Source organism: Nocardia kruczakiae NBRC 101016, from assembly GCF_001612965.1.
GTDB classification, from domain to species: Bacteria; Actinomycetota; Actinomycetes; order Mycobacteriales; family Mycobacteriaceae; genus Nocardia; species Nocardia kruczakiae.
Genome location: NZ_BDBL01000003.1, coordinates 29,496 through 54,563, shown reverse-complemented (window position 1 = coordinate 54,563; position 25,068 = coordinate 29,496). Strand labels below are relative to the sequence as shown.

Sequence of the window (25,068 nt, the reverse complement as noted above, 5' to 3'; positions counted from 1 at the left end):
TTCCTCGTTCGTACCCCGGTCCCGGCGGGCACACGCGGAGCCTAACTCCGAATACGCATCCGCGCTGTTCGACGGGTACGGGCGAGGGTTATCGGCCGTACGGCCAGCGCCAGTCGGCCACCTCCGGAATATCGGCGCCGTGCTCGCGGGTCCAGATACGCGCGGCAAGACGGGCATCGGCCATGTCCTGTCGCAGCCCGGCCGCCTGGGTGCCCAGTCCGGGAACGCGGTCGATCACATCCATCACCAGGTGGTAGCGGTCGAGGTCGTTGAGCATCACCATGTCGAACGGGGTCGTGGTGGTGCCTTTCTCCTTGTATCCGCGCACGTGCAGCCCGGAGTGGTTGGTGCGCCGGTAGGTGAGCCGGTGGATCAGCCAGGGATAGCCGTGGAAGGCGAAGATGATCGGCCGATCCCGGGTGAACAAGGTGTCGAATTCGCGATCGGGCAGGCCGTGCGGATGTTCGTCCGCCGGCAGCAGCCGCATCAGGTCGACCACGTTCACCACGCGAATGCGCAACTGCGGCAGCCGTTCCCGCAGAATGGCCGCGGCCGCCAGCGTCTCCAGGGTCGGCACGTCGCCGGCGCAGGCCAGCACCACATCGGGCGTCGTACCGGTCTCGTCGTTGTGGCCGGCCCATTCCCAGATACCGGCGCCGCGGGCACAGTGCAGACGCGCCTCGTCGACCGACAGCCAATCCGCCTGCGGTTGTTTGCCGGCGACCACCACGTTCACGTAATGGCGCGACCGCAGGCAGTGGTCATAGGTCGACAGCAGTGTGTTGGCGTCCGGCGGCAGATAGACGCGCACGATCGAAGGCTGCTTGTTCATCACCACATCGAGGAAACCCGGGTCCTGATGGGTGAATCCGTTGTGATCCTGCCGCCACACATGCGAGGTCAGCAGATAATTCAGGCTCGGAACGGGCCGGCGCCACGGTACCGCGCTGCTGGCGTCCAGCCATTTCGCGTGCTGGTTGAACATCGCGTCGACGATGTGGATGAAGGCCTCGTAGCAGGTGAACACGCCGTGCCGCCCAGTGAGCAGATAGCCCTCCAGCAGGCCCTGGCACATATGTTCCGACAGCACCTCGATCACGCGGCCGCGCCGGTCCAATTTCACGTCGAATTCCCCGATGTCGGCCTGCCAATTGCGGCCGGTGACGGTGAGGACGTCCTGGAGGCGGTTACTGGCCAATTCGTCGGGGGCGAAGATCAGGAAATTGTCGCGGTTGGCAGCGGTGACGTCGCGCAGCCACGTGCCCAGCACCTGGGTGGCCTCGTGCGAGGTGGCGCCCGGCGCGGGGACCTCCACGCCGTAGCGGCGCCAATCCGGCAGCCGCAGATCCTGCATCGTCGCGCCGCCGTTGGCCACCGGATTGGCGCTCATCCGCCGCGGTCCCGCCGGGACCTGGCGCAGCAACTGCGGATACGGCCGGCCGTTCTCGTCGAACAGTTCCGCGGGACGATACGACTGCAGCCACTGCTCGAGCACCCGGCGGTGACCGTCGTCGGAACGTGCGGCCGGGAGCGGCACCTGGTGGGCGCGGAAGGTGCCCTCGACCCGGTCGCCGTCGACCACCGGCGGGCACGTCCAGCCCTTCGGCGTGCGCAGCACGATCATCGGCCAGCGGGGACGCGTCCCGTCGGCGCTCTCGCGCGCGGCACGCTGGAATTCGGCGATGCGGTCCAGGCTGCGATCCAGGGCGGCGGCCATCGCCTGATGGACGGCCGCGGGGTCGTGCCCGGCGACGATGATCGGGTCGTAGCCGTACCCGTGCAGCAGCGACAGCAGTTCGGATTCCGGAATGCGCGCCAGCAGGGTCGGATTCGCGATCTTGTATTCGTTGAGCGCCAGAATCGGCAGCACCGCGCCGTCGCGCGCCGGATTGAGGAATTTGTTCGCATGCCAGCTGGTCGCCAGCGGCCCGGTCTCGGCCTCGCCGTCGCCGATCACGCAGAACACGGTCAGGTCGGGATGGTCGAGCGCGGCGCCGTAGGCGTGCAGCAGGGAATAGCCGAGTTCGCCGCCCTCGTGGAACGAGCCCGGCGTCTCGGGCGCGCAATGGCTGGGCACGCCGCCGGGATAGGAGAACTGTGCGAACAGCGCGCCCATTCCGGCCCCGTCGCGCGAAATATTGCTGTACAGCTCGGAATAGGTGCCTTCCAGCCAGGCACACGCATTCGGCCCCGGACCTCCGTGTCCCGGCCCGGCGACGAAGACCGCGTCCAGATCGCGGGCCCGGATCGCCCGATTGGCATGGGCCCAGACCAGATTCAGACCCGGCACGGTCCCGAAGTGCCCGAGCAGACGCGGTTTGATGTGCTCGGCCGCCAGCGGGGTACGCAGCAGCGGATTGGCCGTCAGATAGATCTGGCCCACCGCCAGATAGTTGGCCGCGCGCCACCACGCGTCCAGATCGGCGAGTTCGTCCGGTGAGAGCGGGCCGGGGACCTCGGCCAGCCGATACGGTTCGGGTGCGATCGTGGTCCCGCCGCTGCCGCCGATATTGTCGGCCGCCGTATCCGCGCCGGTCGGGTCGGTGGCCGGGACCCGTCCTTCCGAACTCGCCAAGTCGGTCACGATCGTGCTCCTCGCAGTGGGGTATTCGGGTAACCGCTTCGGATGGAGACTCGACGCCAGGCTACCGGGCCGCGACAATCCCGGGCCGATCCGCACCCGCAGCCCGGGTATCCGCACCCGCTGCCGGAAAACCTCCGCGCCCGCCGGATCGAACGGCGGTGACGGGGCCCACAGCCGGTCCGTCCGCCGCACCGATTAGGGTGCCGCGCATGCAGACTTTGGCCAGGATCATCGGCACGGCCGCCGTCGCGGTCGCGGCGGTCGCCCTCACCGCCTGCGGCGGCAACGACGACAACGGCTCGGCGACGACCTCGAGCACCGTCGCAGGCGCGCAACCGACCGCGGGCACCTCGGCCGCCGCGGCTCCCACGGCGAGCCACGGCCGCGAATGCACCGCCGACGACATCGGTGTCACCGGCGGTTTCGGCCAGGCGCCGACCATCACCATTCCCGACGACTGCGATCCGCCGAAGCAGCTGGTCACCAAGGATCTCGTCGAGGGCACCGGCCCGGCGGCGGCGACCGGCCAGCCCGTGGAGATGAACTACACGCTGGTCACCTGGTCGGACAAGAAGAAGCTGGACAGCTCCTTCGACCGCGGCCAGACCTTCCCGCTCACCCTCGGTACCGGTGAGGTCATCCAGGGCTGGGACCAGGGCCTGATCGGCATCAAACAGGGCGGCCGCCGCCTGCTGATCATTCCGCCGGACCTCGGCTACGGCCAGGGCGGCCAGGGTGTGAAGCCCAACGAAACCCTCGTCTTCGTCACCGATGCCGTGAAGGTCGGTTGATCCGCGGCGTCGGCGGCAACGCTGCGGCCGACCGAGGCGGGCCAGCCGATTGCGGCCCGAATACCGCTGTCGACTACCCTTGATCGGATGCGATTTCGGGGGGAAACAGCGCCGTTGTATGGCGGCACCCGAACATCGTCGCCGGCGGATCACACCTCCGTCCGGTGACCACACAGACCAGTGAACAACGAACAAGGAGCATGTCCGTGAAGAGCACCGTCGAGCAGCTGAGCCCGACCCGGGTCCGCATCAATGTCGAGGTGCCCTTCGAGGAGCTGAAGCCGGACTTCGACAAGGCGTACCGGGCGCTGGCCCAGCAGGTTCGCATTCCCGGCTTCCGTCCGGGCAAGGCCCCGGCCAAGCTGCTCGAGGCCCGCCTCGGTCGCGGCGCCATCCTGGAGCAGGTCGTCAACGACGCGCTGCCGGCGCGCTACAGCGAAGCCGTCACCGCCTCCGAGGTGAAGGTGCTCGGTCAGCCCGAGATCGAGATCACCAAGATCGAGGACGGCGACGAGCTGGCGTTCACCGCCGAGGTCGACGTCCGTCCCGAGATCGCGCTGCCCGACTACGAGAGCATCGAGGTCACCGTCGATCCGCTGAGCATCGGCGACGAGGACATCGAGCAGCAACTGCAGTCGCTGCGCCAGCGCTTCGGCACCCTGAAGAGCGTCGAGCGCGCCGTGCAGGAGGGCGACTTCGTCTCCATCGACCTGTCGGCCACCGTGGACGGGGAAGAGGTCGCCGAGGCGACCACCTCCGGTCTGTCGCACGAGGTCGGCTCCGGCCAGCTGATCGAGGGCCTGGACGACACCCTCGTCGGCCTGAAGGCGGAGGAGTCCAAGGACTTCACCTCCACCTTGGTGGCCGGCGAGCACGCCGGCAAGGAAGCCGTCATCACCGTGAAGGTGAACTCGGTCAAGGAGCGCGAGCTGCCCGAGGCCGACGACGAATTCGCCCAGATGGCAAGCGAATTCGACACCATCGACGAGCTGAAGGAAGATCTGCGCAAGCGGGTCGAGCAGGGCAAGAAGGTGGAGCAGGCCGGCGAGATCCGCGACAAGGTGCTCGAGGCGCTGCTGGACAAGACCGAGGTGCCGCTGCCCGAGGCCGCGGTGCAGGCCGAGGTCGACGCCGTGCTGCACGACGCGGTGCACGGCTTCGACCACGACGAGGCGAAGTTCGCCGAGGCGCTCGAGGCCCAGGGCAGCACCCGCGAGGAGTTCGACAAGGACTCCAGGGAGGCCGCCGAGAAGTCGGTGAAGACCCAGCTGCTGCTGGACGCGATCGCCGAATCGGAGAACACCCAGGTCGGCCAGCAGGAGCTGACCGAGCGGATCCTGTTCCAGTCGCAGCGCTACGGCATGGCGCCGGAACAGTTCATCCAGCAGATCCAGCAGGCCGGACAGCTCGGCGCGATCTTCGCCGACGTGCGCCGCGGTAAGGCGCTGGCCGGCGTGGTGATCAAGGCCAAGGTCACCGACACCGACGGCAACACGGTCGACACCGCCGAGATGTTCGGTGAGCCGGCCGAGACGGTGGCGGATTCCGAGGGCGCCGCGGAGTCGGCCGAGAACGCCGCCGAGTAGCCATCGGCGACATATGAGTCAGCTGTAAGCGAAGCAAGGCGGTACCGGGAGTTCGGTGCCGCCTTGTTTCGTTAGTGTTTGTATCAACCGAATCAGGCCGCGGTCGGACGTCGGGGACGGAGGCGGTAGCTTGCGTAACCACGAAGGGCCCCGGAAGACCGCATATTGGACAGAGGCTGTGCCGGCAGGCATCGTGCCGGCGAGAGAGGGCAGGTATCCGTGACAATCAATCAGGCTGTGGCACCTTTGAAGTCGGGGCCGGTCATGACATCCGCGACTGCTGGGCTCAACCTCAGTGATTCGGTGTACGAGCGTTTGCTCCGCGACCGCATCATCTTCCTGGGCACCCAGGTCGACGACGACATCGCCAACAAGCTGTGCGCGCAGATCCTGCTGCTCACGGCCGAGGACCCGAACCGCGACATCTCGCTCTACATCAATTCCCCCGGCGGGTCGGTCACCGCGGGTATGGCCATCTACGACACCATGCAGTTCGCCGAATGCGATATCGCGACCATCTCGTTCGGCCTGGCGGCCTCGATGGGCCAGTTCCTGCTCACCGCGGGCACCAAGGGTAAGCGCTACGCGCTGCCGCACACCCGGATCATGATGCACCAGCCCTCCGCCGGTATCGGTGGTAGCGCGGCCGACATCTCGATCTACGCCGAGCAGCTCGCCCACACCAAGCGGGAGCTGAACGAACTGCAGGCCCAGCACACCGGACAGTCGGTGGAGCAGGTGACCGCCGACGCCGACCGCGACCGCTGGTTCACCGCGGCCCAGGCCCTGGAGTACGGCTTCATCGACCACGTGATCACCAGCGCCCGCCAGGCGAACGGCGCCGGTAACTGAGCGCGAAACCGCTCATCCCCCATCGACTTTGGAGACGAAGATGACCCTGATCGACCCGCGTGCCGGCCTGTCCGGCAGCGCACCGGCGAGCCCGCAGGCCCGCTACATCCTGCCGTCGTTCATCGAGCACTCGAGCTTCGGCGTCAAGGAGTCCAACCCCTACAACAAGCTGTTCGAGGAGCGCATCATCTTCCTCGGCGTGCAGGTGGACGACGCCTCGGCCAACGACATCATGGCGCAGCTGCTGGTGCTGGAGTCGCTCGATCCCGACCGCGACATCACCATGTACATCAACTCGCCCGGTGGTTCCTTCACCTCGCTGATGGCCATCTATGACACCATGCAGTACGTGCGTGCCGATGTCGCGACGGTCTGCCTGGGCCAGGCGGCCTCGGCGGCCGCGGTGCTGCTGGCGGCGGGAACCCCGGGTAAGCGGGCCTGCCTGCCGAACGCCCGCGTGCTGATCCACCAGCCGTCGCTGGAGGGTGGCATCCAGGGCCAGGTCTCCGATCTGGAGATCCAGGCCGCCGAGATCGAGCGCATGCGCCGGTTGATGGAGACCACGCTGGCCCGCCACACCGGTAAGGATGCCGACACCATCCGCAAGGACACCGATCGCGACAAGATCCTGACCGCCGACGAGGCCAAGGATTACGGAATCATCGACACGGTGTTCGACTACCGCAAGCTGAGCGCCCAGAAGAAGTGATCCGGCCGCGGGGCTCGCCGAGCGGGCCCCGCGGGCGCTGGTCCGGGCGGCGGAGCGAGGTCGGCACCGCCCGGATCGGCAGCCGGGATGGCCGTGGTGAGAGCGCGTCGCGTGAGCTTTCCGACACTCTCTCCGCGAGAAACATCCTCGAGTTGTCGACCTCCGTCGCGTCGACCGGGTACGGTCGGTCTAGGGACCTTGGCTCATGGGGTGTCGGCATGAACGACCGACCCGGACGACATACGCCGAAGTGCGAGAATCCGATCGACGCGCGACACTGATCGGATGCACGGCGGGTAGCGTTGTTCGAAGGCGGCTTGTCGGCATCCGGGACAGACGGTTGCACGCGGACAAGGAAGTAGGGACCCACGAGATGGCGCGCATCGGTGATGGCGGCGATCTGCTGAAATGCTCGTTCTGCGGAAAGAGTCAGAAGCAGGTCAAGAAGCTCATTGCGGGACCAGGGGTGTACATCTGCGACGAGTGCATCGACCTCTGCAACGAGATCATCGAAGAGGAGCTGGCCGAGTCGAGCGAGGTCAAACTCGACGAGCTGCCCAAACCGGCCGAGATCCGGGAATTCCTCGAGCAGTACGTGATCGGCCAGGATTCGGCCAAGCGCACGCTGGCCGTGGCCGTCTACAACCATTACAAGCGCATCCAGGCCGGTGACAAGGGCCGCGACAGCCGCGGCGAGCCGGTCGAGCTGATGAAGTCGAACATTCTCATGCTCGGCCCCACCGGCTGCGGTAAGACCTACCTCGCGCAGACGCTGGCCAAGATGCTCAACGTCCCCTTCGCCATCGCGGACGCCACCGCGCTGACCGAGGCCGGCTATGTCGGTGAGGATGTCGAGAACATCCTGCTCAAGCTGATCCAGGCCGCCGATTACGACGTCAAGCGCGCCGAGACCGGCATCATCTACATCGATGAGGTCGACAAGATCGCCCGGAAGAGCGAAAACCCGTCGATCACCCGCGACGTCTCCGGTGAGGGCGTGCAGCAGGCGCTGCTGAAGATCCTCGAGGGCACCCAGGCGAGCGTGCCGCCGCAGGGCGGGCGCAAGCATCCGCATCAGGAGTTCATCCAGATCGACACGACGAACGTGTTGTTCATCGTGGCCGGCGCCTTCGCCGGGCTGGAGAAGATCGTGCAGGACCGGGTCGGCAAGCGCGGCATCGGTTTCGGCGCCGAGGTCCGGTCCAAGGCCGAGATCGACACCGCCGACCACTTCGCCGAGGTCATGCCCGAGGATCTGATCAAGTTCGGCCTGATCCCCGAATTCATCGGCCGCCTGCCGATGGTCGCCTCGGTGACCAACCTCGACAAGGAATCGCTGGTCCGCATCCTGTCCGAGCCGAAGAACGCATTGGTGAAGCAGTACGTGCGCCTGTTCGAGATGGACGGTGTGGACCTGGAGTTCACCAAGGACGCCCTGGAGGCGGTGGCGGATCAAGCCATCCTGCGCGGCACCGGCGCTCGCGGTCTGCGCGCGATCATGGAAGAAGTGCTGCTGCCGGTGATGTACGACATCCCGAGCCGCGACGATGTCGCGAAGGTGGTCATCAACGCCGAGACGGTCAACGACAACGTGCTGCCGACCATCGTGCCGCGCAAGCGTCAGGCGGCCGAGCGCCGCGAGAAGTCGGCCTGATTCGTGAGCTACGACAAGGGGCGGGAGTCGATCTCCCGCCCCTTTGCCGTGCCCGTGATCCGGGATGGATGCTCGGTCAGTCCTGCGCCCACGGCACGCGACAGGAATCGGTGCTGAAGCCCTGTGCGGTGATGCCGAGCGCCGAATACGTTCGGGCGCGGGAATTCTCCAGCGCGATCTGATAACTCAGTTCCACCACGCCCGCGTCGCCGAAGCGTGTTCGCAGGTCCTCGATCTGCTCGTCGGTGACCGTGGTGGGGGTGGCGGTCATGGCGTCGGCGTAGGCGATCGCGGCGCGTTCGTCGTCGCTGTACGCGGCCGAGGTCTCGTAGTCCGCGATGTGCTTCAGTTTGTCGATATCGAGGTGGCTGAGCCGCATGAGCATCGTGCCGAAATCGACGCACCAGGAACAGCCGATCGTCCAGGCCACTCGGTAGACCGCGATCTCGAGAACGTCGTCGGGTACGACGGTGGTAGCGCGGCCGACGAGGGATTCGTGAGCCGCGTAGGCGGTCAGCATCTTCGGGTGATTGGCGATCACGGCCATCGGCTCGGGGACCTCGCCGAACTTGCGCTTGCCGAAGCGGTACATGATTCGGGTCAGCGGGCCCGCCTGTTGCGGCGGCACCGGGGGGATGCGGGTGGCACTCATGATTCTCCCTTCGGAGGACGGTTCACCCCTTGGACGAGACACCGTCCCGCGATGTGACGGGCCGGAAATGTGATGCCGGTCTCATCCACTTCGTAGCGTAGCCGCCCCGTACTGTAATAAGCGTGGACAGATGATGTGCGTACGCTTACCATAAGTCCATGAGTAATATTTCCGAACTCGATCGCAAGGCGGTCGACTACAGCGTGACGATCGTGTCGAAGGTGTCCCAGGCCGATCTGCACCGGCCCACGCCCTGCGGCGAATGGGACCTGTCCCAGTTGCTCACCCATATGGCCGTGCAACATCGCGGCTTCGCCGCGGCCGCGCGCGGGTACGGTGACGATGCGGCCGTGTGGCGGATGGATCCCCCGGCGGATCCGGTGGCGGCCTACCGCGAGGCGGCGGCCGAGGTGACGGCGGCCTTCTCCGAAGCCGGTGCGCTGCAACGGGATTTCGCACTTCCCGAATTCGGGCCCGGGTTCACCGCTCCGGGCAGTCAGGCGATCGGCTTCCATCTCATCGACTATGTCGTGCACGGGTGGGATGTGGCCCGCGCGATCGATCTGCCCTACGACCTGGATCCGGAACTGGCCGATCCTGCGCTGCGGATCGCCGAGGCGGTGCCCGACGGGGACTTCCGGCTGCAACCCGGTTCGGCGTTCGCGCCCGCGCTGCGCACTGTCGACACCTCCGATCCGCTCGCCCGGATCCTCGGTCTGCTGGGGCGTTCGCCGTCCTGGCCGGTCGACGCGAAATAGGCGTCCGCACAGGAGAATCGTGCATCTCGACGTCCGTACTTCCCGCGGCGTCGGCGAAGTCGGCCGGACCGTGGCGGAAGCGGATCGGTGAGGACGTATCTTGTTCGGCATGGCGGATGCGCAGCGACCCGATCTGGCGGCGATGATCGTCCCGCTCGGACGTGCCCTGATGGCGGCCGAGCGGCCGGTACTCGAATCGCACGGGCTGACCATGTGGGCGTATTCGGTGCTGCTGGCGCTGGGCCGGGGACCGGCGCGCGGGCAGGGGGTGCTCGCGGAGGAGATCGGCGCCGACAAGACCCGCATCATCGCCGTCCTCGACGATCTACAGGAGCGCGGCCTGATCGAACGCTATCCGGATCCGGCCGACCGGCGGGCCCGGCTGCTGGCGGTGACCGCAGCGGGGCGGGCCTTGGCGCAGGCAGCGCAGTCCGATATCCAGGCCAAGGAGGAAGAGCTGCTCGGCCGCCTGGACTCGGCGGACCGGACCGGATTCCTCAACGCGCTGGTGGCGCTGGCGGCGGTGCCGCGCGCGGCCATCGTGGGCGCGGGCGCGGATCCGCAGTAGAAGTATCGAGTTGTCGCGATAGCGGGTGCTGCTGGTCGGAGGCGGTGACGACCGGTTGCCCCGTCGCGCCCGTTGCCGAAGATCACCGTTGATCTCCCGTGGTTCGCCGTTGAACCTTTTCTCCGATGCTTGGTCATCGCCGGCGGTGCCGGCCCTGTTACCGCGGCGGTGCCGGCCCTGTTACCTGCCGGTCCTGTTACCCGCTTTCACTTACTACGACGGCGGGGGAACCGGATATTCATCGGTGCGGGATCGCGTAGTTGGACGCGTTCGCGAGGTGCGGCCACGACGACGGCCGCGGCGAGTGCCGGCAGTAGTGCGGCGGCGATCAGGCTGAGCGCGAAGTTGGCGCCGCTCATCTGTTCCGGCTTGTGCGCGGCGTGGTAGAGGAGGTGGGGGATTCCGAAGACCAGCCAGCCGATCCCGGCGACCCGGGCCACCACACTGTCGCGGTAGTAGAGCGCCGCCAGGCTCAGCGCGCCGAAACCGAGGAAGAACGCCCCGACGTCGGTGGCCAGGTGGTGGTTGTACGGGCCGTCCATCGCCACCCAGTTCAGTCCGAAGCCGGGGAAGCTGCGAAACCACGGTTCGGGCAGCAGCACCGCCCAGACGCCGACCACGATCCCGTTGATCGCCAACAGCCACAACGAGATTCTGGTGATCAACCAGCGACGGCGGTTGACCTCCAGGCGCATGCGCACCTGGACCCCCTCGCCCGTGCCGTGTACCGAAATCCGCATCGCGCGCCCTCCCGTTCGCCGGTTGTCGCCTTACGGTAAGCCGGGCAAAACGCCGGGGACAAGAGGTGGAAGGCCTACGGCGACGCCGTCGTGGGACTCAGATCTGTTCGCTGATCAGGTCGTCGGGTCCCCAGTATGCCCGCATGCTCGTGATCCGGCCCTGCTCGTCGAATTCCATGGCGTCGATGGCCGAGAGGGTCATGCGGTGGCCGCCGGCCTCGCCGACGAGGGTGAACGAGACGGCGGCGTGGTTGCCGACGATCCGGGCGGCGTGCAGCTCGGTCTTGCGCTCCATGGACTCCAGCGCCTGGTAGAGCTGGCCGATGGCCTCGTGCCCGTGGCGGGGGTCGCTGCCGATCGGATCCTCGACGACGGCGTCGGGTGCGTAGAGCGACAGGATTTCCGAGGTCGGACCGGTGGCCACCAACTGCACGTAGCGTTCGGCCGTTTCGCGGATCTGCTGCGCTGCCATGTGAACTCCCAAGAATTGAAACGTGTTCTAGTTGGCAGGGTAGCAGGGTTCCGCGGATCGGGGCATGGTTCGCGGGTCAGGTGCCGGTGGCTGCCGCGGGCACGGTCTCGAGCCGGTCGGCCCCGCTGTAGATGTTCATCGTGTCGCCACGCAGGAAGCCGGCCAGGGTGAGGCCGTTGTCGGCGGCCAGGTCGACGGCCAGCGAACTGGGCGCCGACACCGCGCCGAGCACCGGAATACCGGCCATGACCGCCTTCTGGACGAGCTCGAACGAGGCCCGGCCACTGACGATCAGAAGGGTGTCGTGAGCCGGTACGCGCCCCTCGCGCAGCGCCCAGCCGATCACCTTGTCCACGGCGTTGTGCCGGCCGATGTCCTCGCGCACAGCCAGCGCGGTGCCGTCGGGGGTGAACAGCCCGGCCGCGTGCAGTCCGCCGGTGGCGTCGAATACCGTTTGGCGCGAACGCAACTCGTCGGGCAGGGCGGCCAGGAGAGCCGGATCGACGCGCGGCGAGCCGGTCGGCAGCGGGAAGCGGCTGCGCGTACGCACCTGATCGAGCGCGGTGGTGCCGCACAACCCGCACGAGCTGTTGGTCACGAACCCCCGGGGCTGGACCGCAACGGCACGGCGCAGCTGGATATCGAGCACGTTGTAGGTGTTGCGACCGTCGTCGTCGGTTCCCGCGCAGTACCTCGCCGAGACGATGTCGTCCGCCGACTCGATGATGTTCTCGCTGAACAGGAATCCGTGCAGCAGGTCGATGTCGTTGCCGGGGGTGCGCATGGTGACGGTCAATGCCGTCCCGTCGACGCGCAGTTCCAGCGGCTCCTCCACGGCGAGAGTATCGGGCCGGGAGACGATGCCCGCGGGCGTGATGCGCCGGGTGGGTCTGCGCGCGGTTACTCTGCTCACAAGCTTCCTCGCAGTTCTGGTCGGTGCCGTCGCACGGCCGGGCGGTCAGGCGGTGGTGTGGCGGTGCGGTTCCAGCCGGATCACGACCGCCTTGGAGACCGGGGTGTTGGAGCGCTCGGCGACGTGGTCGAGCGGGACCAGCGGGTTGGTTTCGGGGTAGTAGGCCGCGGCGTTGCCGCGCGGCGTCGCGTAGCCGACGATCCGGAAACCGGTGACCCGGCGCTGCACGCCGTCGCTGAATTCGGAGATCAGATCCACGAGATCACCGTCGGTGTAACCGAATTCGGCGATATCGTCCGGATGTACCAGGACCACGCGCCGTGCGTTGTGGATGCCTCGATAGCGGTCGTCGAGGCCATAGATCGTCGTGTTGTACTGGTCGTGGCTGCGCAGCGTCTGCAACAACAACCGCCCCTGCGGGATCCGCGGCCAGTGCAGGTCGTTGACCGCGAAGTTGGCCTTCCCGGACTCGGTGCGGAATTCGCGGTTGTCGCGCGGCGGATGCGGCAGCTGGAAACCGTTGCGACCGCGCACCTTCCGGTTGTAGTCGGCGCAGCCGGGCACCACCCGGGCGATGGCGTCGCGGATGTGGTCGTAGTCGCGGCGGAACCGCTCCCACGGCACGGGATGACCGGGGCCGAACAGCGCGAGTGCCAGCTCGCAGACGATCGCGACCTCACTGCGCAGATCATCACTCACCGGCTGCAGCCGTCCGGTGGACAGATGCACCATCGACATCGAATCCTCCACCGACACCTGCTGTTTCGTCCCGTCCTGCAGATCGAGGTCGGTGCGGCCGAGCGTCGGCAGAATCAGTGCGGTGCGGCCGTGCACGACATGGCTGCGGTTGAGTTTGGTCGAAATCTGCACGGTCAGCTCGCAGGCGCGCAGAGCGGCCTCGGTGACCTCGGTATCCGGGGTCGCCGAGACGAAGTTGCCGCCCATGCCGACGAACACCTTCGCGCGCCCGTCGCGCATGGCGCGGATGGAATCGACCGTGTCCCAGCCGTGTTCGCGCGGTGCGGTGATGCCGAATTCGGAATCCAGTGCGTCGAGGAAACTCTCGGGCATCTTCTCCCAGATGCCCATGGTCCGGTCGCCCTGCACATTGGAATGTCCGCGCACCGGGCACACGCCCGCACCCGGTTTGCCGATCATGCCGCGCAGTAGCAGCAGATTCGTCGCCTCTTCGATGGTGGCGACGCCGTGGCGCTGCTGCGTCAGGCCCATGGCCCAGCAGATGATGGTGGACTTCGAGCGGGCCAGCAGCTCGGCGGTGCGGTCGAGCTGTTCGCGGGTCAGGCCCGTCGCCTCGACGACCTCGTCGAGATCCACTGCGCGCATATGCTTTTCGTATTCGGCGAATCCGGCGGTGTGCGCGTCGACGAAGATCCGGTCCACCACGGTGCCGGGGGCGCGATCCTCCGCGTCGAACAGCAGTTTCGCCAGACCCTGGAACAGCGCCATATCGCCGCCGAGGCGAATCTGCAGGAAGTCGTCGGCGATGGTGACGCCGGTGGTGAAGCCCTTCACCGTCTGTGGATCCCGGAAGCCGATCAGTCCGGTCTCCGGCAGCGGATTCACCGCGATCACCGTGGCGCCGTGTGCTTTCGCGGTACTCAGCGCCGAGAGCATGCGCGGATGGTTGGTGCCGGGGTTCTGCCCCGCGACGATGATCAGATCGGCCGCAGCGAAATCGTCGATCGACACCGACCCCTTGCCGATACCGATCGACCGGGTGAGCGCCGCACCGGAGGATTCGTGGCACATATTCGAACAGTCGGGCAGGTTGTTCGTGCCGAAGCTGCGCACCAGCAACTGATAGAGAAAGGCCGTCTCGTTGGCGGTGCGCCCGGAGGTGTAGAACACGGCCTCGTCCGAGGAGGACAGGGCGCGCAGGGTGTCCGCGATCAGCCGGTAGGCCTGCTCCCAGGCGATGGGGGAGTAGTGGGTGTCGCCGGGCCGCAACACCATCGGATGGGTCAGACGTCCCTGCTGTCCCAGCCAGTACCCGGTCTTGCCGGCGAGCTCGTCCACCGAGTGGATGGCGAAGAATTCCGGCGTGACCGTGCGCAGCGTCGCCTCCTCGGCGACGGCCTTGGCGCCGTTCTCGCAGAATTCGGCCGGGCGGCGGTGGCCGGTGGGTTCGGGCCACGCGCAGCCGGGGCAGTCGAAACCGTGGCGCTGATTGACCCGGGCGAGGGTGCGGGCCGTGCGAACGATGCCCATCTCCTCGACGGCCCGGTCGAGGGCGACCGCGACGGCCGTGACGCCGGCGGCCTGCTCCTTCGGCGGAGTCACCGCCAGCTGGGCTTCATCGATATCGCGAGTCGGCGGTTTGCGGTGCATAGCACCATCGTCCTCCTGTGCGCGCGGGCGCCGTTTCCGGCCCGCCGATGGCGCGACATCGAGACCGCGAACCGGGCCGCACCGCCGAGCCTACGGGGTATCGTGCCGACAGACCGTGCGGCGCCGTCGGGGATATTCGCGCACGACAGACGGTCTCGGTTCGCGCTGCGGCGCCTACGACGAGGACGGCATCATGCACGAGACGACGATCAGCGGGCCGCCCCGGCAGCGGGTGCGCCGTCGGGCCGGCACGGTAGTGGCGGGCGGCATCCTCGGCGCCGCGGCGGTGTTCGCGCTCGCGATCCCACAGACGGCGAATGCCGCGGTGACCAGACTCGGCGCCACCCCCGACATGAACTTCGGTATCGCCACCAATTACGGCAGCGGATGCAGTTACACCCTGCAGGCGAACGTCACGGATCCGGTCGCGCCGGTCACCTTCTACGACAACGGTGCTCCGATCGGCGTGGCGCCGCCCGGCGGTGCGTATGCGCTCGTCACCTGGGTTCCGGCGGTCCCGGGGCGGCACACGCTCAGTGCGGTGCAAGCCGGCCAGCCCGCGCAGATGCCCGCGGCGACGCTCGATCTTCCGGTCGGCACGGGCATCCACCTCGGGTATGCCTGCCTGGTCACCGGCGGTTAGGACTCATCCCGGCGAGTGAACATCTCCCTCGCCGGGTAGTCCGGTGTCGGCGGCGAGGACGGCCAGTGCCGCCTGCAGGGCGGTGCGCTGAGCGGCCGTCAAGGAGCCGGTGAATTCGCGGTCGAGCCGACGCGCGCGCTCCTCGGTCGCGGCGAGCAGTTCGCGCCCGTGGTCGGTGAGGGTGAGGATCTGGCGCCGGCGGTCGTCCGGATCCCGGTCGCGACGGACCGCCCCCAGTCGTTCGAGATGATCGGCCAATGCCACGACCAGGCTGGGCGCGACGCCCAGCCTGGCCGCGAGATCCTGCTGCGAGGCGGCGACGCCGTGATCGAGTGCGACCAGCACGCCGACATGTTTCGGCTTGAGATCCAACTCCTCGATCGCCACGGCGAAACGATCGGTCACGATCGCGCCCAGAGTGCCGAGGCGGAAGGCGATCGTCGCGGGAACCGCGGTCTTGACGTGCGTCACGCCCACGAGTATATCTTTGCCTGAACGATTCACAAGCTGAATGATTTGCAAGGAGAATGATTATGCCGATGCTGCCCGTGGTCGCCAATTCGGTGGTGGCCGTGATCTCCGGTGTGTCGTCCCTGATCGGCCTGGTGCGACCGCGTCTGGCCCTGGCGGAGGGGGAAGACCTCACCTCGGCGGCGACCTTCTTTCTCGGCGCCTATGCCGCACGCGCCCTGCCGCTGAGTGTGGTGACCGTGGCCGTACTGGCCGGGGGGAACGAGGCGGCCGCGCTGCCGGTGCTGGTGGTCGCGGGACTGGCTCAGATCGGCGATGCGATGGTCGGTGCGCGCCAACGGAATACGCCGATGGCGATCACCTGCGTCGGGCTGGCGGCGGTGCACCTGGGCACGGCGGCATGGCTGTTCGCTCGGTGAGCGGCCATGCCGCCGTGGATCTCAGCCGACCCGGCTCGGAAGCTCGGACCGCTCGAAAGATGCTGTGCCACTTCCCGTTTCGTCTCTGTCGAGTTCGTTGCCGTCGGTTCCGGCGCCTTCCGGTCGCAAGCCGAACAGCGCCGCCAGCACGGTCGCCGCACACGCCGCGGCGCCGACCCAGAAAGCGATGGTGAACTGACTCTCCTGCGGCAGCGGCAGATGAGGCAGCAGTTTCGCGGTCAGCAACGTGGTGATGATGGCGCTGGCCAGCGAGCTGCCGACGGTGCGGGAGATGGAATTGATGCCGTTGGCGATGCCGCTCTGGTGGTGGGGGACGCTCGCCGCGATCAGTGCCGGCATCGCCGCGTAGGCGAAGCTGATCGCGACGCCGATCACCACGCTCGCCGCGATCACCGAGCCGGTCGCATCGTGTGCCAGTGCCAGCCAGGCGAATCCGGCCGCGCCGATCGCTCCCGACAGGGCCAGCACGCGACGCCCGCCCAGTCGGCCGACCAGAATTCCGCCCGCGGGCGCGGCCAGCATCGACGACAGCGTCGCGGGCAGCAGGTACTCGACCGAGGCGCGCAGAATCGAGGCGCCGAATCCGTAACCGGCTACCCGCGAGGGCATCTGGGCCAGATACGACACGCCCATGAACTGCATGAACATCGCGAATCCGATGAACATGCCGGACAGATTGGTGAACAGCACCGGCCGGTGGTTGAACATCCGCAGATCGACCAGCGGAGTGCGCACCCGCCGCTCGGTCACCACCCAGGCCACGGCCATCGCGACCGCGCCGGCGAAGCAGGCGATCGTGGTCGCGGAGGTCCAACCCCATTCGTGCCCTTGAGAAATGGGCAGCAGCAGTAGAACCAGGAAGCCGCCGAGGGTGAGCGCGCCGGGCAGATCGACGCTGCCCGGATGCCGCTTACCCGTGGCGGGCACCGCCACCGCGGCCGCGGCCAGCGCCACCACCGACAGCACCGCGGTGAACCAGAATACGATGTGATAGTCCGGGTCGGCCCCCTTGGTCAGCAGGCCGGTCGACACCAGGCCGAGGCCGCCGCCGAAGCCGAGCGTGCCGCTGACGATCGCCATCGCGTGATGCAGCCGGCGCGCCGGAATCTCCTCCCGCAGCACGGCCAGGGCCAGCGGGAAGATCGCGGTCGCCACACCCTGCAGCACGCGGCCGACCAGCAGCACGCCCAGCGAATCGGCCAGCGCCGACACGACGGAACCGGCCGTGGCCACCGCGAGGACGCCCAGCAGGGTCGGCTTCTTGCCGTAGAGGTCGCCGATGCGGCCCAGCAGCGGGGTGAACACCGCGGCCGACAGCAGCGTCGCAGTGGTCACCCAGCTCACCGATGTGGTCGAGACCTGCAGCTTCGTCGCGATCAAGCCCAGAATCGGCACGGCCTGGGTCTGCATGACCGTGACGATCATCGCCGCGAAGGCCAATACGCCGGTCAGCAGCGAACCTCTGCGCTCCATATCCACCTCCAGAAGTTGAAGACCTATATGTTTGAAGACTTCAAGCATTTAAGGAGTCGACGATAGCCGTTGTCAATCGTTTCGGTAGCATCGGAGCTATGTCACCGGACACAGCGCAGAGCCCGCTGGCATTGCTGATCGCGCGATTCGTCTCGGCCTACCTGCAGGATTTCCTGACCGCGGCCGAGGGGCACGGGCTCACGCTGACCCAGGCCAAACTGCTGCTGGCGCTCAACGAACCGCCCGCCGAACTGCCCATGCGGGTGCTGGCCGACCGGATGGCGTGCGATCCGTCGAATCTCACCGGTGTCGCCGACCGGATGGAAACGCGAGGCCTGGTCCGGCGCACGGTGAATCCCGCCGACCGGCGCGTCAAATATCTCGTGTCCACCGACGCCGGCCGTGAGCTGGCCGCACAGATCCGCGGCTCGCAGGTGCGCGCGTACAAGGCGCTGGCCGAATTGGCGCCGGAGGACGAAGAGGTGCTGCGGGAGCTACTGGAACGGCTGGTCCCGAAACTGGAGAACGCGGACTAGCGTCGCCGCCTCAGGAGGCGAATCGTCCGCTGCGCACAGCGCTGTCGCGGTGCTGCGGTGGGAAGCCCGGGCCCAGCCGCGCCGAGACGTCGGCATGCCGCAGAGGTTCTCCGCACTGGGCGCACACTACTTCGGCGTGGGTGTCGTGACCGCAGGAGTCGTGGTGGACGACCACCGGCGCTCCGGCCTCCGGGGCTAGCCAGCGGTCACCCCAGCGCATCATGGCCGTGAGCACCGGGAAGAAATCGCGTCCCTTGTCGGTCAGCCGGTACTCGTAGCGGACCGGGCGATCCTGGTAGGGAACCTTCTCCAGCATCTGCTCCTCGACCAGCCGGGTCAGGCGCTGGGTGAGGATGTTGCGGCTCAGGCCCAGCGTGCGTTCGAAATCGTCGAAACGCGTTGTGCCGTAGAAGGATTCGCGCAGCACCAGCGGCGTCCACCAGTCGCCGATCAGATCGACCGTGCGGGCGACCGAACAGGGCCAGGTGGCGAAGGTGGTGCGCTTCATGTCCCCACCGTATCGATCCGGGCGGGGACGTACTTGTGCCACGGGGTACCGACCCATTCGTCGCGTTCGTCGAAGGCGGTCAGCTCGTTGGGCGCCGCCCCGCTGGTGAGGACCTCGTCCGCTTCGACGACGGACAGGCCCAGGCCGTTGGGTAGCGACAGATGTCCGCTGCGCATGCGATCGGTGGCCTCGACGGTCACCTGCGCACTGCCGTTGCGGGTGGTGAGCCGCACCTGATCGCCGGAGGTCAGGCCCAATCGGAGAGCATCGGTGGTGCTGATGCGCAGCGCGCCGCCGGCATCGCGTTTGCGCCAGGCCGGATCGCGCATGATGGTGTTGGCGGTGAAGGCGCGCCGTTCGCCGGCGGCCAGGACGAACGGCCAGTCCCGGTCCTCGGCCGGTGCGGGGAGTGTGGCCAGCGCCGAGAGCAGTTCCGGCACGGCGAGGCGGACGATGCCGCCGCGCACCCGGTTCCAGGTCTCGTCGACCTCGTCGTCGGTGATCACCACGCCGTGCTCGCCGGTCAGAATCGCCTCGAACAGCCGCTCCCCGGCGGCGAGACCGGTGCCGTAGCCGGCTCGCTCGACGCCGGACGGGTTCTTCCGGGCGCAGGTATACGCGGCGCCCCACAGCACCGCGGCGGCAGCGGCGCCGTCGGGCAGCGTCGGGCCGAGGGTGCGGTAGAGCAGGATCGGAGCCAGCTTCGCCTTCGCCGGATCTGCCAGGACGGCGAGAAATGCCATGGCGAAGGCCTCGCGGCCCTGATCGAGGGCCGCGCGCAGCGGCCGGTAATCGTCCTCGGTCAGGACGCCCGCCGCCTCGACCAGCCGGGCGTGGATCTCGGGTTCGGCGAGTACCCCCGCCGGAGCCGGGAGCACCGGATGCCGCAGATGGAAGACGTTGCGGGGGAATTCGAAGTTGAAGAAGGTCGCCTCGTACTTCTCGAACTGGGTCGGCGCGGGCAGCACGTAGTCGGCCGCGCGGGCGGTTTCGGTCATCGCCACGTCGATGACGACCACCAGCTCCAGCGCCGCCAGCGCGGCGCGCATCCGGGCCGAATCCGCGAGGGAATGAACAGGATTGGCGCTCTCGATGATCATCGCCCGATAGCGGGCGGGATGGTCGGTCAGGATCTCCTCGGTGATCACATTGCACGGCACCAGCCCGCTGATGATGCGCGCGCCCACGACCGGGCTGCGCGGTCCGGAGTCGGCGGGATGGCCACGATCGTGCCCGATCGCCGCCATTCCGGAGAAGGCGTACTGCGTGCCGGATTTGCCGAGGTTTCCGGTGAGCAGCCAGAGCAGTTTCTCGACGTAGCTGACCAGGGTCGAGTGGCGGTTCATCTGTACGCCGAGGTCCTCGAGCGCGGCCACCGAATCCGCCGCGGCCAGGCGGTGGGTCGCCGCGGTGACCAGGTCGATCTCGACATCGGCCAGGGCACAGTACTCGTCGATCGGCACCGTGCGCAGCACCGCCGCCACCTCGTCGAAACCTTCGGTGTGCGCGGCCAGCCAGTCGTGGTCGACCAGGTCGTCGCGGACCAGGATCGCCGCCATCGCCGCCAGCAGGTAGACATCGGTCCCGGGCCGCAGTTGCAGATGGAAGTCCGCCAGTTCGGCGGTTTCGGTGCGGACCGGGTCGAGCACGATGATCGAGCGCCGGGGATCGCGCGCGATCTCCTTCAATACCGAACGGGCGCGCGGGAAGCCGTGGGATTGATACGGGTTCTTGCCGATGAACAACGCCACCTCGGCATGTTCGACGTCCGAGCGGACCGGGTGGCCGGTCATCCGCGCGCCGACCCAGAAATCGCCGGTCTTCTCCTGGGCCAGCGCGCTGGATCGATAACGCATGCCGTAGGCGGCCATGGTGGCCGGAGCGTAGGCGCCGCCGAGATGATTGCCCTGGCCGCCGCCCCCGTAGTAGAAGATCGATTCGCCGCCGTATTCTGCGCCGATCTCGCGCATGCGCGCGGAGATCTCCGAAATGGCGGTATCCCAATCGATTTCGGTGAACGAGCCGTCGGGGTTGCGGCGCAGCGGCGCGGTGAGGCGACCGGTGCGCCCGTTCTGGTACCGATCCAGTTGCAGGGCCTTGTTGCAGGTGTAGCCCGCGGAGGAGGGATGCAGCTTGTCGCCGCGAATCTTGTCGAAGCTGCGGCCGTCGGCGCCCAGCAGCACCTGGATGCCGCAGTTGCACTCGCACAGGATGCATGCCGTCGGATGCCATTCGGTCATGGAGGCAGCGTAGAAGAGTTAGTTCACAAACACTACCCACAAATCGGGCCGATGGTCGCCACGTCGTGCCAGGCTTGGACAGGGCCGATGAGTTTGTCCGTTCGGCGCCGTCGTACCGGTGAGAGAACGCAATCCCCATCCAGAGGAGCGAGCATGTCCTACACCTTCGAACCCGGAGACCCGTGCTGGATCGAGCTGTTCACCGCCGACACCGATCGAGCCGTCGATTTCTACGGCGAGTTGTTCGGCTGGACCGCCGAAAGCGATGAGCAGTACGGCGGTTACATCACCTTCCGCAAGGACGGCAATGCCGTCGCCGGCGCGATGCGCAACGACGGCTCGGACGGTGCACCCGATCAGTGGACCGTGTACCTGACCAGCGTCGACGTCCACGCCACCGCCGCCTCAGCCGCCGACCACGGCGGCCGGGTCCTGGTGGAGCCGATGGCGGTCGGCGAGCTGGGCAGTATGGCCGTACTCGGTGATCCGTCCGGTGCGGGAGTCGGTGCCTGGCAGCCCGGCGTCCACCACGGCTTCGGCTCCTTCGGCGTCGCCGGCGGCGGGAACTGGAGCGGGCACGTCGGGTACCCGTCGTGGTTCGAACTGCACACACCGGCCTATGCCGACGCGCTGAAGTTCTACCGCGAGGTGTTCGGCTGGCGCGATCCCTTCACGGTCGGTGATTCGCCCGAGTTCCGCTACACGACAATCCATTCCGCCACGCCGATGCTCGGAGGCGTGATGGATTCGGCGGCGCACCTGCCCCCGGGATCGACCGGCGGGTGGCGGATCTACATCGGCGCCGAAGATGTCGACGCCACGGTGAAGCAGGCGGTGAGCCTGGGTGGTTCGGTCGAATTCGAGCCCCAGAACTCCCCGTACGGCCGGTTGGCCGCGCTCCGCGATCCGAGCGGAATCGCGTTCAGCGTCGGCGGCAACGCGTCCTGATATCTCATTACCCGGCCGGTAATCGCGCCGGGGGAATGGTCATCGCTACCGTCGAGGTTGTCCCGAGCGGTCGGGAACGCGGAACGAAATGTGGGAGCGATGATGTCGGTCGAACGGGCGCTGGTGATCGGCGGCGGTGGGGTGGCGGGAATCGCCTGGGCGAACGGCGTGATCGCCGGATCGGCCGATGCGGGAATCGATCTCACCACCGCCGATCTGTACATCGGCACGTCGGCGGGCGCCAATGTGGCGGCGCAGCTGACCAGTGGGCTGACCACGGAGGAGCTGTTCCGCCGCCAGATCGACCCCGCGGTGCAGAGCGCCGAGATCGTGCCGGAGGGCAACCCGCTCGAGGGCGTGTGGGACACGATCAACCGGATCATCACCGAGAGCGGCGGGGATATGGCCGTGGCGCGGCGGCGACTCGGCAACCTCGCCCTGGCGACCGAGACGGTGCCGGAATCCGCCCGGCGCGCGGTCATCGAATCGCGGTTGCCGGTGCACGAATGGCCTCGGCAGCGGCTGCTGATCACCGCCGTCGACGCCGGCACGGGTGAACCGCGCGTGTTCGATCGCGATTCCGGGGTAGCGCTGGTCGACGCGGTGACCGCCAGTTCGGCGGTGCCCCTGGTCTGGCCGCCACACACCATCGACGGCGTGCGCTATACCGACGGTGGCGTGCGGACCAGTGTCAATGCCGATCTGGCGGCCGGATTCGCCCGGGTGCTGATCATCGCCCCGCTGCCCGATCCGGCGCTCGATGGTGAGATCGCGAGCCTGATCGAACGGGGCGCGCGGGTGGAATCGATCGCCCCGGACGAGGCCGCGATCGCCGCCTTCGGGGCGAATCCGCTCGACACCGCCTCGCGCGTGCCGTCGGCGCATGCCGGTCGGGTGCAGGGCAAGTCGGCGGCCGCGCGCATCGCCGAGCTCTGGGGTTAGGCGCGGCTGGCGGCGAGTGCCTCCTGCGCGGCCGGGAGGGCGGCGGCGCGGTCACTGTCGACCAGGCCGATCCGGGTGCGTCGATCCAGCAGATCGCTCTCGTCCAGCGCGCCCTCATGAGTTGTCGCATAAGCGAATTCGGTGCGCAGCACGTCGATGCCGGGAGCGACCGGTTCGGCGAGGCCCGGGTTGTCCCGCACTGCGGCGAGCACCTGGGGGGCCTGATCTCCGTACCGTTCGACCAGCACCCCGGGTGTGGCGATCCGATCGCGTGCCCGCCCGGATACCGCTCCTACCAACGGGATTCGCTTGGTGCGGCAGGGTGCCGCGGTCAGACCGGCGGCGGCCACGGCGGCGTCGACCGCATCCTCGGCCATCTGCCGGTAGGTGGTCAGCTTGCCGCCGACGACGGTGACCGGGCCGCCGGGGGAGTGCAGGACCGCGTGTTCGCGGGAGATGTCGGCGGTCGAGTCGTCGGCGGTGCGCAGCAAGGGCCGCAGGCCCGCGAAGGATCCGCGGATATCGCTGCGCCGCAACGGTTCCCGGAGCACGGTGTTTACCGTGTCGAGCAGGAAGTCGATCTCGGTGTCGGTGGGCTTCGGTTCGTCCGGGACCGGGCCGGGTGCGTCCTCGTCGGTCAGTCCCAGATACACGCGGCCGTGCGCGGCCGGGAAGGCGAAGACGAAGCGGCTGGTGCTGCCCGGAATCGGCACGGTCAGCGAGGCGGTGAGACCGCCGAAGGCCGCGGCGTCGAAGACCAGATGGGTGCCGCGGCTGGGCCGCAACTCGATACTCGGATCGACCAGGTCGGCCCACACCCCGGCCGCGTTGATCACCGAACGTGCCCGCACGGACAGGGTTTCACCGGTCAGCACATCGTGCAGCACCGCGGAGTCACCGCTCACCTGCTCGGCGCGGACGCGGGTGAGTACCGCCGCGCCGTGCGCCGCGGCGGTGCGCGCGATCGTCACCACCAGCCGGGCGTCGTCGACGAGCTGACCGTCCCAGGCCGTCATCCCGCCGCGCAGCCCGGCGCGGCGCAGTGTCGGCGCGAGCCGCAGCGCTTCGGCCGAGGCGACCCGGCGCGATCGCGGCAACACCTCCGGCGAGGTTCCGGCGCTGCGCCGCAGCACATCTCCGGCCAGGAAGCCCGCGCGGACCAGCAGACGCTGTGGCACGGAACCACCGGAGAACGCCGGGACGAGCTGGGGAATCGAGCGAGTCAGATGCGGTGCGGTGGTGGTGAGCAGAATGTCGCGTTCGACCGCGCTCTCGTGGGCGATACCGACCCCGCCGGAGGCCAGATACCGCAATCCGCCGTGGACGAGTTTCGAACTCCACCGGCTGGTTCCGAACGCCAGATCGTGCGCCTCCACCAGAACGGTCCGCAATCCGCGCGCCGCCGCGTCCAATGCCACGCCCGCACCGGTGACACCGCCGCCGACGACCAGGACGTCGACGCGGTCCGCATCGCCGAGCGCCTGTAGTTCGCGGCTACGGCGGGCGGCGTTGAGTGCCGAATCTCCCGCGGTGTCGCCGAGCCCGTGGCCCGCGGCCGGTGTGCTCTCGTCGAGCATGCGCTGTCTCGCTCTCTGTTCTCGGGACTGATCGGTATCGGGGCGACTAATCGGTGTCGGGGCGCAGGTACCGGTCGACGACGCGAGCGAGCTCGACATCGAGTCCGGCGTCGTCGAGCAGATGGCTGACCGTGCCGGCCGACTGCACGGTGGACTGACCGATCAGCAGCAGCATGGTGGCCAGGTGATCGGGATCCCCGGCGCGGATGGAACCGTCGCGCTGTCCCTCGCGGACCGCGCTGGAGAACACCTGGATCAATTGCCGCTGATTGCGGCCGAGCCGGCCGAACACATAGGTCAGCATCAGATCGGTGTCGATGCGGAAGATCTTGGCGAACAACGGGTTCGACCTGATCTCGGCCGCACCCGAGACGATGCCCTCCACCAGGCGCGCCCGCGCCGGGCCATCGGTGGGAATACTCGCCGCCACGATCTCGCTCAGCTCCCGGACCAGCAACTCGGCGATCAGCGACCGGGTATCGGGCCAGCGCCGGTACACGGTGGGGCGACTGACTCCGGCACGCCGGGCGACTTCGCTCAGCGTGGTCCGGCGCACGCCGAATTCCTCGACACAGGCGCGTCCCGCCGCCAGGATCGCCAGGTCGATAGCCGACAGCTCGCCGTCGGGGCCGGGGGATTCGTTCGGATCCATCAACAACTCA

General features: G+C 68.0%; 24 protein-coding genes. 12 read left to right on the top strand and 12 right to left on the bottom strand.

All coding sequences use genetic code 11. The features are described 5' to 3' along the window. Nucleotides 1-88 precede the first annotated feature (88 nt). The gene (locus tag NK1_RS03285; protein ID WP_439955923.1) at nucleotides 89-2,584 is read right to left on the bottom strand and encodes a phosphoketolase family protein; all 2,496 of its coding nucleotides are present in this window, start codon (nucleotides 2,582-2,584) and stop codon (nucleotides 89-91) included. 209 nt (nucleotides 2,585-2,793) lie between these two features. Here NK1_RS03285 and NK1_RS03275 point away from each other — a divergent pair, with 209 nt between their 5' ends. The 5 genes from NK1_RS03275 to clpX all read left to right on the top strand — a co-directional run bounded on the left by NK1_RS03275 (nucleotide 2,794) and on the right by clpX (nucleotide 8,176). Further along, nucleotides 2,794-3,375, top strand: a complete 582-nt coding sequence (locus tag NK1_RS03275) for an FKBP-type peptidyl-prolyl cis-trans isomerase (protein ID WP_063007269.1) — start codon at nucleotides 2,794-2,796, stop codon at nucleotides 3,373-3,375. A gap of 206 nt (nucleotides 3,376-3,581) precedes the next feature. Continuing rightward, nucleotides 3,582-4,961 (top strand): trigger factor, encoded by a 1,380-nt coding sequence (gene tig / locus NK1_RS03270; RefSeq protein ID WP_063007268.1) that lies wholly within the window; start codon nucleotides 3,582-3,584, stop codon nucleotides 4,959-4,961. 264 nt (nucleotides 4,962-5,225) lie between these two features. Further along, nucleotides 5,226-5,813: an ATP-dependent Clp protease proteolytic subunit gene (locus NK1_RS03265; RefSeq protein WP_063007096.1), complete on the top strand. Its 588-nt coding sequence runs from the start codon at nucleotides 5,226-5,228 to the stop codon at nucleotides 5,811-5,813. A gap of 40 nt (nucleotides 5,814-5,853) precedes the next feature. Continuing rightward, nucleotides 5,854-6,522: an ATP-dependent Clp protease proteolytic subunit gene (locus NK1_RS03260; protein WP_039777019.1), complete on the top strand. Its 669-nt coding sequence runs from the start codon at nucleotides 5,854-5,856 to the stop codon at nucleotides 6,520-6,522. A gap of 373 nt (nucleotides 6,523-6,895) precedes the next feature. Beyond that, nucleotides 6,896-8,176 (top strand): ATP-dependent Clp protease ATP-binding subunit ClpX, encoded by a 1,281-nt coding sequence (gene clpX, locus NK1_RS03255; protein ID WP_036499502.1) that lies wholly within the window; start codon nucleotides 6,896-6,898, stop codon nucleotides 8,174-8,176. 76 nt (nucleotides 8,177-8,252) lie between these two features. Here clpX and NK1_RS03250 read toward each other — a convergent pair whose 3' ends face one another. Continuing rightward, nucleotides 8,253-8,828, bottom strand: a complete 576-nt coding sequence (locus NK1_RS03250; RefSeq protein ID WP_063007095.1) for a carboxymuconolactone decarboxylase family protein — start codon at nucleotides 8,826-8,828, stop codon at nucleotides 8,253-8,255. 158 nt (nucleotides 8,829-8,986) lie between these two features. Between NK1_RS03250 and NK1_RS03245 the strand changes: the two genes are divergently transcribed. Both NK1_RS03245 and NK1_RS03240 read left to right on the top strand, forming a co-directional pair. Further along, the gene (locus NK1_RS03245) at nucleotides 8,987-9,586 is read left to right on the top strand and encodes a TIGR03086 family metal-binding protein (protein ID WP_063007094.1); all 600 of its coding nucleotides are present in this window, start codon (nucleotides 8,987-8,989) and stop codon (nucleotides 9,584-9,586) included. 109 nt (nucleotides 9,587-9,695) lie between these two features. Then, on the top strand, nucleotides 9,696-10,154 hold the full coding sequence (locus NK1_RS03240; RefSeq protein WP_063007093.1) for a MarR family winged helix-turn-helix transcriptional regulator: 459 nt from the start codon (nucleotides 9,696-9,698) through the stop codon (nucleotides 10,152-10,154). Nucleotides 10,155-10,360: 206 nt separating this feature from the next. Here NK1_RS03240 and NK1_RS03235 read toward each other — a convergent pair whose 3' ends face one another. The 4 genes from NK1_RS03235 to NK1_RS03220 form a co-directional block, all read right to left on the bottom strand. Continuing rightward, nucleotides 10,361-10,894, bottom strand: coding sequence for a hypothetical protein (locus NK1_RS03235; RefSeq protein WP_063007092.1), 534 nt, complete (start codon nucleotides 10,892-10,894; stop codon nucleotides 10,361-10,363). A gap of 97 nt (nucleotides 10,895-10,991) precedes the next feature. Then, entirely contained in the window at nucleotides 10,992-11,366 is a 375-nt protein-coding gene (locus NK1_RS03230) for a nuclear transport factor 2 family protein (protein ID WP_030512726.1), read from the bottom strand. Nucleotides 11,367-11,442: 76 nt separating this feature from the next. Beyond that, nucleotides 11,443-12,279: a formate dehydrogenase accessory sulfurtransferase FdhD gene (gene fdhD / locus NK1_RS03225; RefSeq protein ID WP_063007091.1), complete on the bottom strand. Its 837-nt coding sequence runs from the start codon at nucleotides 12,277-12,279 to the stop codon at nucleotides 11,443-11,445. Nucleotides 12,280-12,324: 45 nt separating this feature from the next. Further along, a complete protein-coding gene (locus NK1_RS03220) occupies nucleotides 12,325-14,628 on the bottom strand; it encodes an FdhF/YdeP family oxidoreductase (RefSeq protein WP_063007090.1) in 2,304 nt (767 codons plus the stop codon). A 193-nt stretch (nucleotides 14,629-14,821) separates the two neighbouring features. On the opposite strand from NK1_RS03220, the gene NK1_RS03215 reads away from it, so the two are divergent. Beyond that, nucleotides 14,822-15,271 (top strand): hypothetical protein, encoded by a 450-nt coding sequence (locus tag NK1_RS03215; RefSeq protein ID WP_167354211.1) that lies wholly within the window; start codon nucleotides 14,822-14,824, stop codon nucleotides 15,269-15,271. A 3-nt stretch (nucleotides 15,272-15,274) separates the two neighbouring features. Here the strand turns inward: NK1_RS03215 and NK1_RS03210 are convergent, their stop codons facing one another. Next, entirely contained in the window at nucleotides 15,275-15,742 is a 468-nt protein-coding gene (locus NK1_RS03210) for a MarR family winged helix-turn-helix transcriptional regulator (protein WP_063007267.1), read from the bottom strand. 62 nt (nucleotides 15,743-15,804) lie between these two features. Between NK1_RS03210 and NK1_RS03205 the strand changes: the two genes are divergently transcribed. After that, entirely contained in the window at nucleotides 15,805-16,161 is a 357-nt protein-coding gene (locus NK1_RS03205; RefSeq protein ID WP_063007088.1) for a hypothetical protein, read from the top strand. A 21-nt stretch (nucleotides 16,162-16,182) separates the two neighbouring features. Here NK1_RS03205 and NK1_RS03200 read toward each other — a convergent pair whose 3' ends face one another. Then, nucleotides 16,183-17,655: an MFS transporter gene (locus tag NK1_RS03200; protein WP_084460572.1), complete on the bottom strand. Its 1,473-nt coding sequence runs from the start codon at nucleotides 17,653-17,655 to the stop codon at nucleotides 16,183-16,185. A 98-nt stretch (nucleotides 17,656-17,753) separates the two neighbouring features. Between NK1_RS03200 and NK1_RS03195 the strand changes: the two genes are divergently transcribed. Further along, a complete protein-coding gene (locus NK1_RS03195) occupies nucleotides 17,754-18,191 on the top strand; it encodes a MarR family winged helix-turn-helix transcriptional regulator (protein WP_036499443.1) in 438 nt (145 codons plus the stop codon). Between the two features lie 10 nt (nucleotides 18,192-18,201). Here the strand turns inward: NK1_RS03195 and NK1_RS03190 are convergent, their stop codons facing one another. Together NK1_RS03190 and NK1_RS03185 are read right to left on the bottom strand one after the other, a co-directional pair. Next, on the bottom strand, nucleotides 18,202-18,699 hold the full coding sequence (locus tag NK1_RS03190; RefSeq protein WP_063007087.1) for a winged helix-turn-helix transcriptional regulator: 498 nt from the start codon (nucleotides 18,697-18,699) through the stop codon (nucleotides 18,202-18,204). Then, a complete protein-coding gene (locus NK1_RS03185; RefSeq protein WP_063007086.1) occupies nucleotides 18,696-20,939 on the bottom strand; it encodes a molybdopterin-dependent oxidoreductase in 2,244 nt (747 codons plus the stop codon). Before NK1_RS03185 ends, NK1_RS03190 begins: the two co-directional genes overlap by 4 nt. A gap of 153 nt (nucleotides 20,940-21,092) precedes the next feature. Here NK1_RS03185 and NK1_RS03180 point away from each other — a divergent pair, with 153 nt between their 5' ends. After that, nucleotides 21,093-21,887, top strand: a complete 795-nt coding sequence (locus NK1_RS03180; protein ID WP_063007085.1) for a VOC family protein — start codon at nucleotides 21,093-21,095, stop codon at nucleotides 21,885-21,887. A 99-nt stretch (nucleotides 21,888-21,986) separates the two neighbouring features. Next, nucleotides 21,987-22,829: a patatin-like phospholipase family protein gene (locus tag NK1_RS03175; protein ID WP_174552687.1), complete on the top strand. Its 843-nt coding sequence runs from the start codon at nucleotides 21,987-21,989 to the stop codon at nucleotides 22,827-22,829. Here the strand turns inward: NK1_RS03175 and NK1_RS03170 are convergent. Together NK1_RS03170 and NK1_RS03165 are read right to left on the bottom strand one after the other, a co-directional pair. After that, complete coding sequence (locus NK1_RS03170) at nucleotides 22,826-24,406, bottom strand: glycerol-3-phosphate dehydrogenase/oxidase (RefSeq protein WP_063007084.1); 1,581 nt, start codon at nucleotides 24,404-24,406, stop codon at nucleotides 22,826-22,828. The genes NK1_RS03175 and NK1_RS03170 overlap by 4 nt on opposite strands. A gap of 46 nt (nucleotides 24,407-24,452) precedes the next feature. Continuing rightward, on the bottom strand, nucleotides 24,453-25,058 hold the full coding sequence (locus NK1_RS03165) for a TetR/AcrR family transcriptional regulator (protein WP_063007083.1): 606 nt from the start codon (nucleotides 25,056-25,058) through the stop codon (nucleotides 24,453-24,455). Nucleotides 25,059-25,068 lie beyond the last annotated feature (10 nt).

Coding starts and splice junctions, on each gene's coding strand:
- NK1_RS03190 (WP_063007087.1), bottom strand. CDS start 18,699: ATGAAGCGCACCACCTTCGCCACCTGGCCCTGTTCGGTCGCCCGCACG.
- NK1_RS03265 (WP_063007096.1), top strand. CDS start 5,226: ATGACATCCGCGACTGCTGGGCTCAACCTCAGTGATTCGGTGTACGAG.
- NK1_RS03165 (WP_063007083.1), bottom strand. CDS start 25,058: ATGGATCCGAACGAATCCCCCGGCCCCGACGGCGAGCTGTCGGCTATC.
- NK1_RS03195 (WP_036499443.1), top strand. CDS start 17,754: ATGTCACCGGACACAGCGCAGAGCCCGCTGGCATTGCTGATCGCGCGA.
- NK1_RS03175 (WP_174552687.1), top strand. CDS start 21,987: ATGATGTCGGTCGAACGGGCGCTGGTGATCGGCGGCGGTGGGGTGGCG.
- NK1_RS03215 (WP_167354211.1), top strand. CDS start 14,822: ATGCACGAGACGACGATCAGCGGGCCGCCCCGGCAGCGGGTGCGCCGT.
- NK1_RS03200 (WP_084460572.1), bottom strand. CDS start 17,655: ATGGAGCGCAGAGGTTCGCTGCTGACCGGCGTATTGGCCTTCGCGGCG.
- NK1_RS03170 (WP_063007084.1), bottom strand. CDS start 24,406: ATGCTCGACGAGAGCACACCGGCCGCGGGCCACGGGCTCGGCGACACC.
- NK1_RS03220 (WP_063007090.1), bottom strand. CDS start 14,628: ATGCACCGCAAACCGCCGACTCGCGATATCGATGAAGCCCAGCTGGCG.
- NK1_RS03245 (WP_063007094.1), top strand. CDS start 8,987: ATGAGTAATATTTCCGAACTCGATCGCAAGGCGGTCGACTACAGCGTG.
- NK1_RS03230 (WP_030512726.1), bottom strand. CDS start 11,366: ATGGCAGCGCAGCAGATCCGCGAAACGGCCGAACGCTACGTGCAGTTG.
- NK1_RS03250 (WP_063007095.1), bottom strand. CDS start 8,828: ATGAGTGCCACCCGCATCCCCCCGGTGCCGCCGCAACAGGCGGGCCCG.
- NK1_RS03275 (WP_063007269.1), top strand. CDS start 2,794: ATGCAGACTTTGGCCAGGATCATCGGCACGGCCGCCGTCGCGGTCGCG.
- NK1_RS03185 (WP_063007086.1), bottom strand. CDS start 20,939: ATGACCGAATGGCATCCGACGGCATGCATCCTGTGCGAGTGCAACTGC.
- NK1_RS03180 (WP_063007085.1), top strand. CDS start 21,093: ATGTCCTACACCTTCGAACCCGGAGACCCGTGCTGGATCGAGCTGTTC.
- clpX (WP_036499502.1), top strand. CDS start 6,896: ATGGCGCGCATCGGTGATGGCGGCGATCTGCTGAAATGCTCGTTCTGC.
- NK1_RS03260 (WP_039777019.1), top strand. CDS start 5,854: ATGACCCTGATCGACCCGCGTGCCGGCCTGTCCGGCAGCGCACCGGCG.
- NK1_RS03240 (WP_063007093.1), top strand. CDS start 9,696: ATGGCGGATGCGCAGCGACCCGATCTGGCGGCGATGATCGTCCCGCTC.
- NK1_RS03205 (WP_063007088.1), top strand. CDS start 15,805: ATGCCGATGCTGCCCGTGGTCGCCAATTCGGTGGTGGCCGTGATCTCC.
- NK1_RS03235 (WP_063007092.1), bottom strand. CDS start 10,894: ATGCGGATTTCGGTACACGGCACGGGCGAGGGGGTCCAGGTGCGCATG.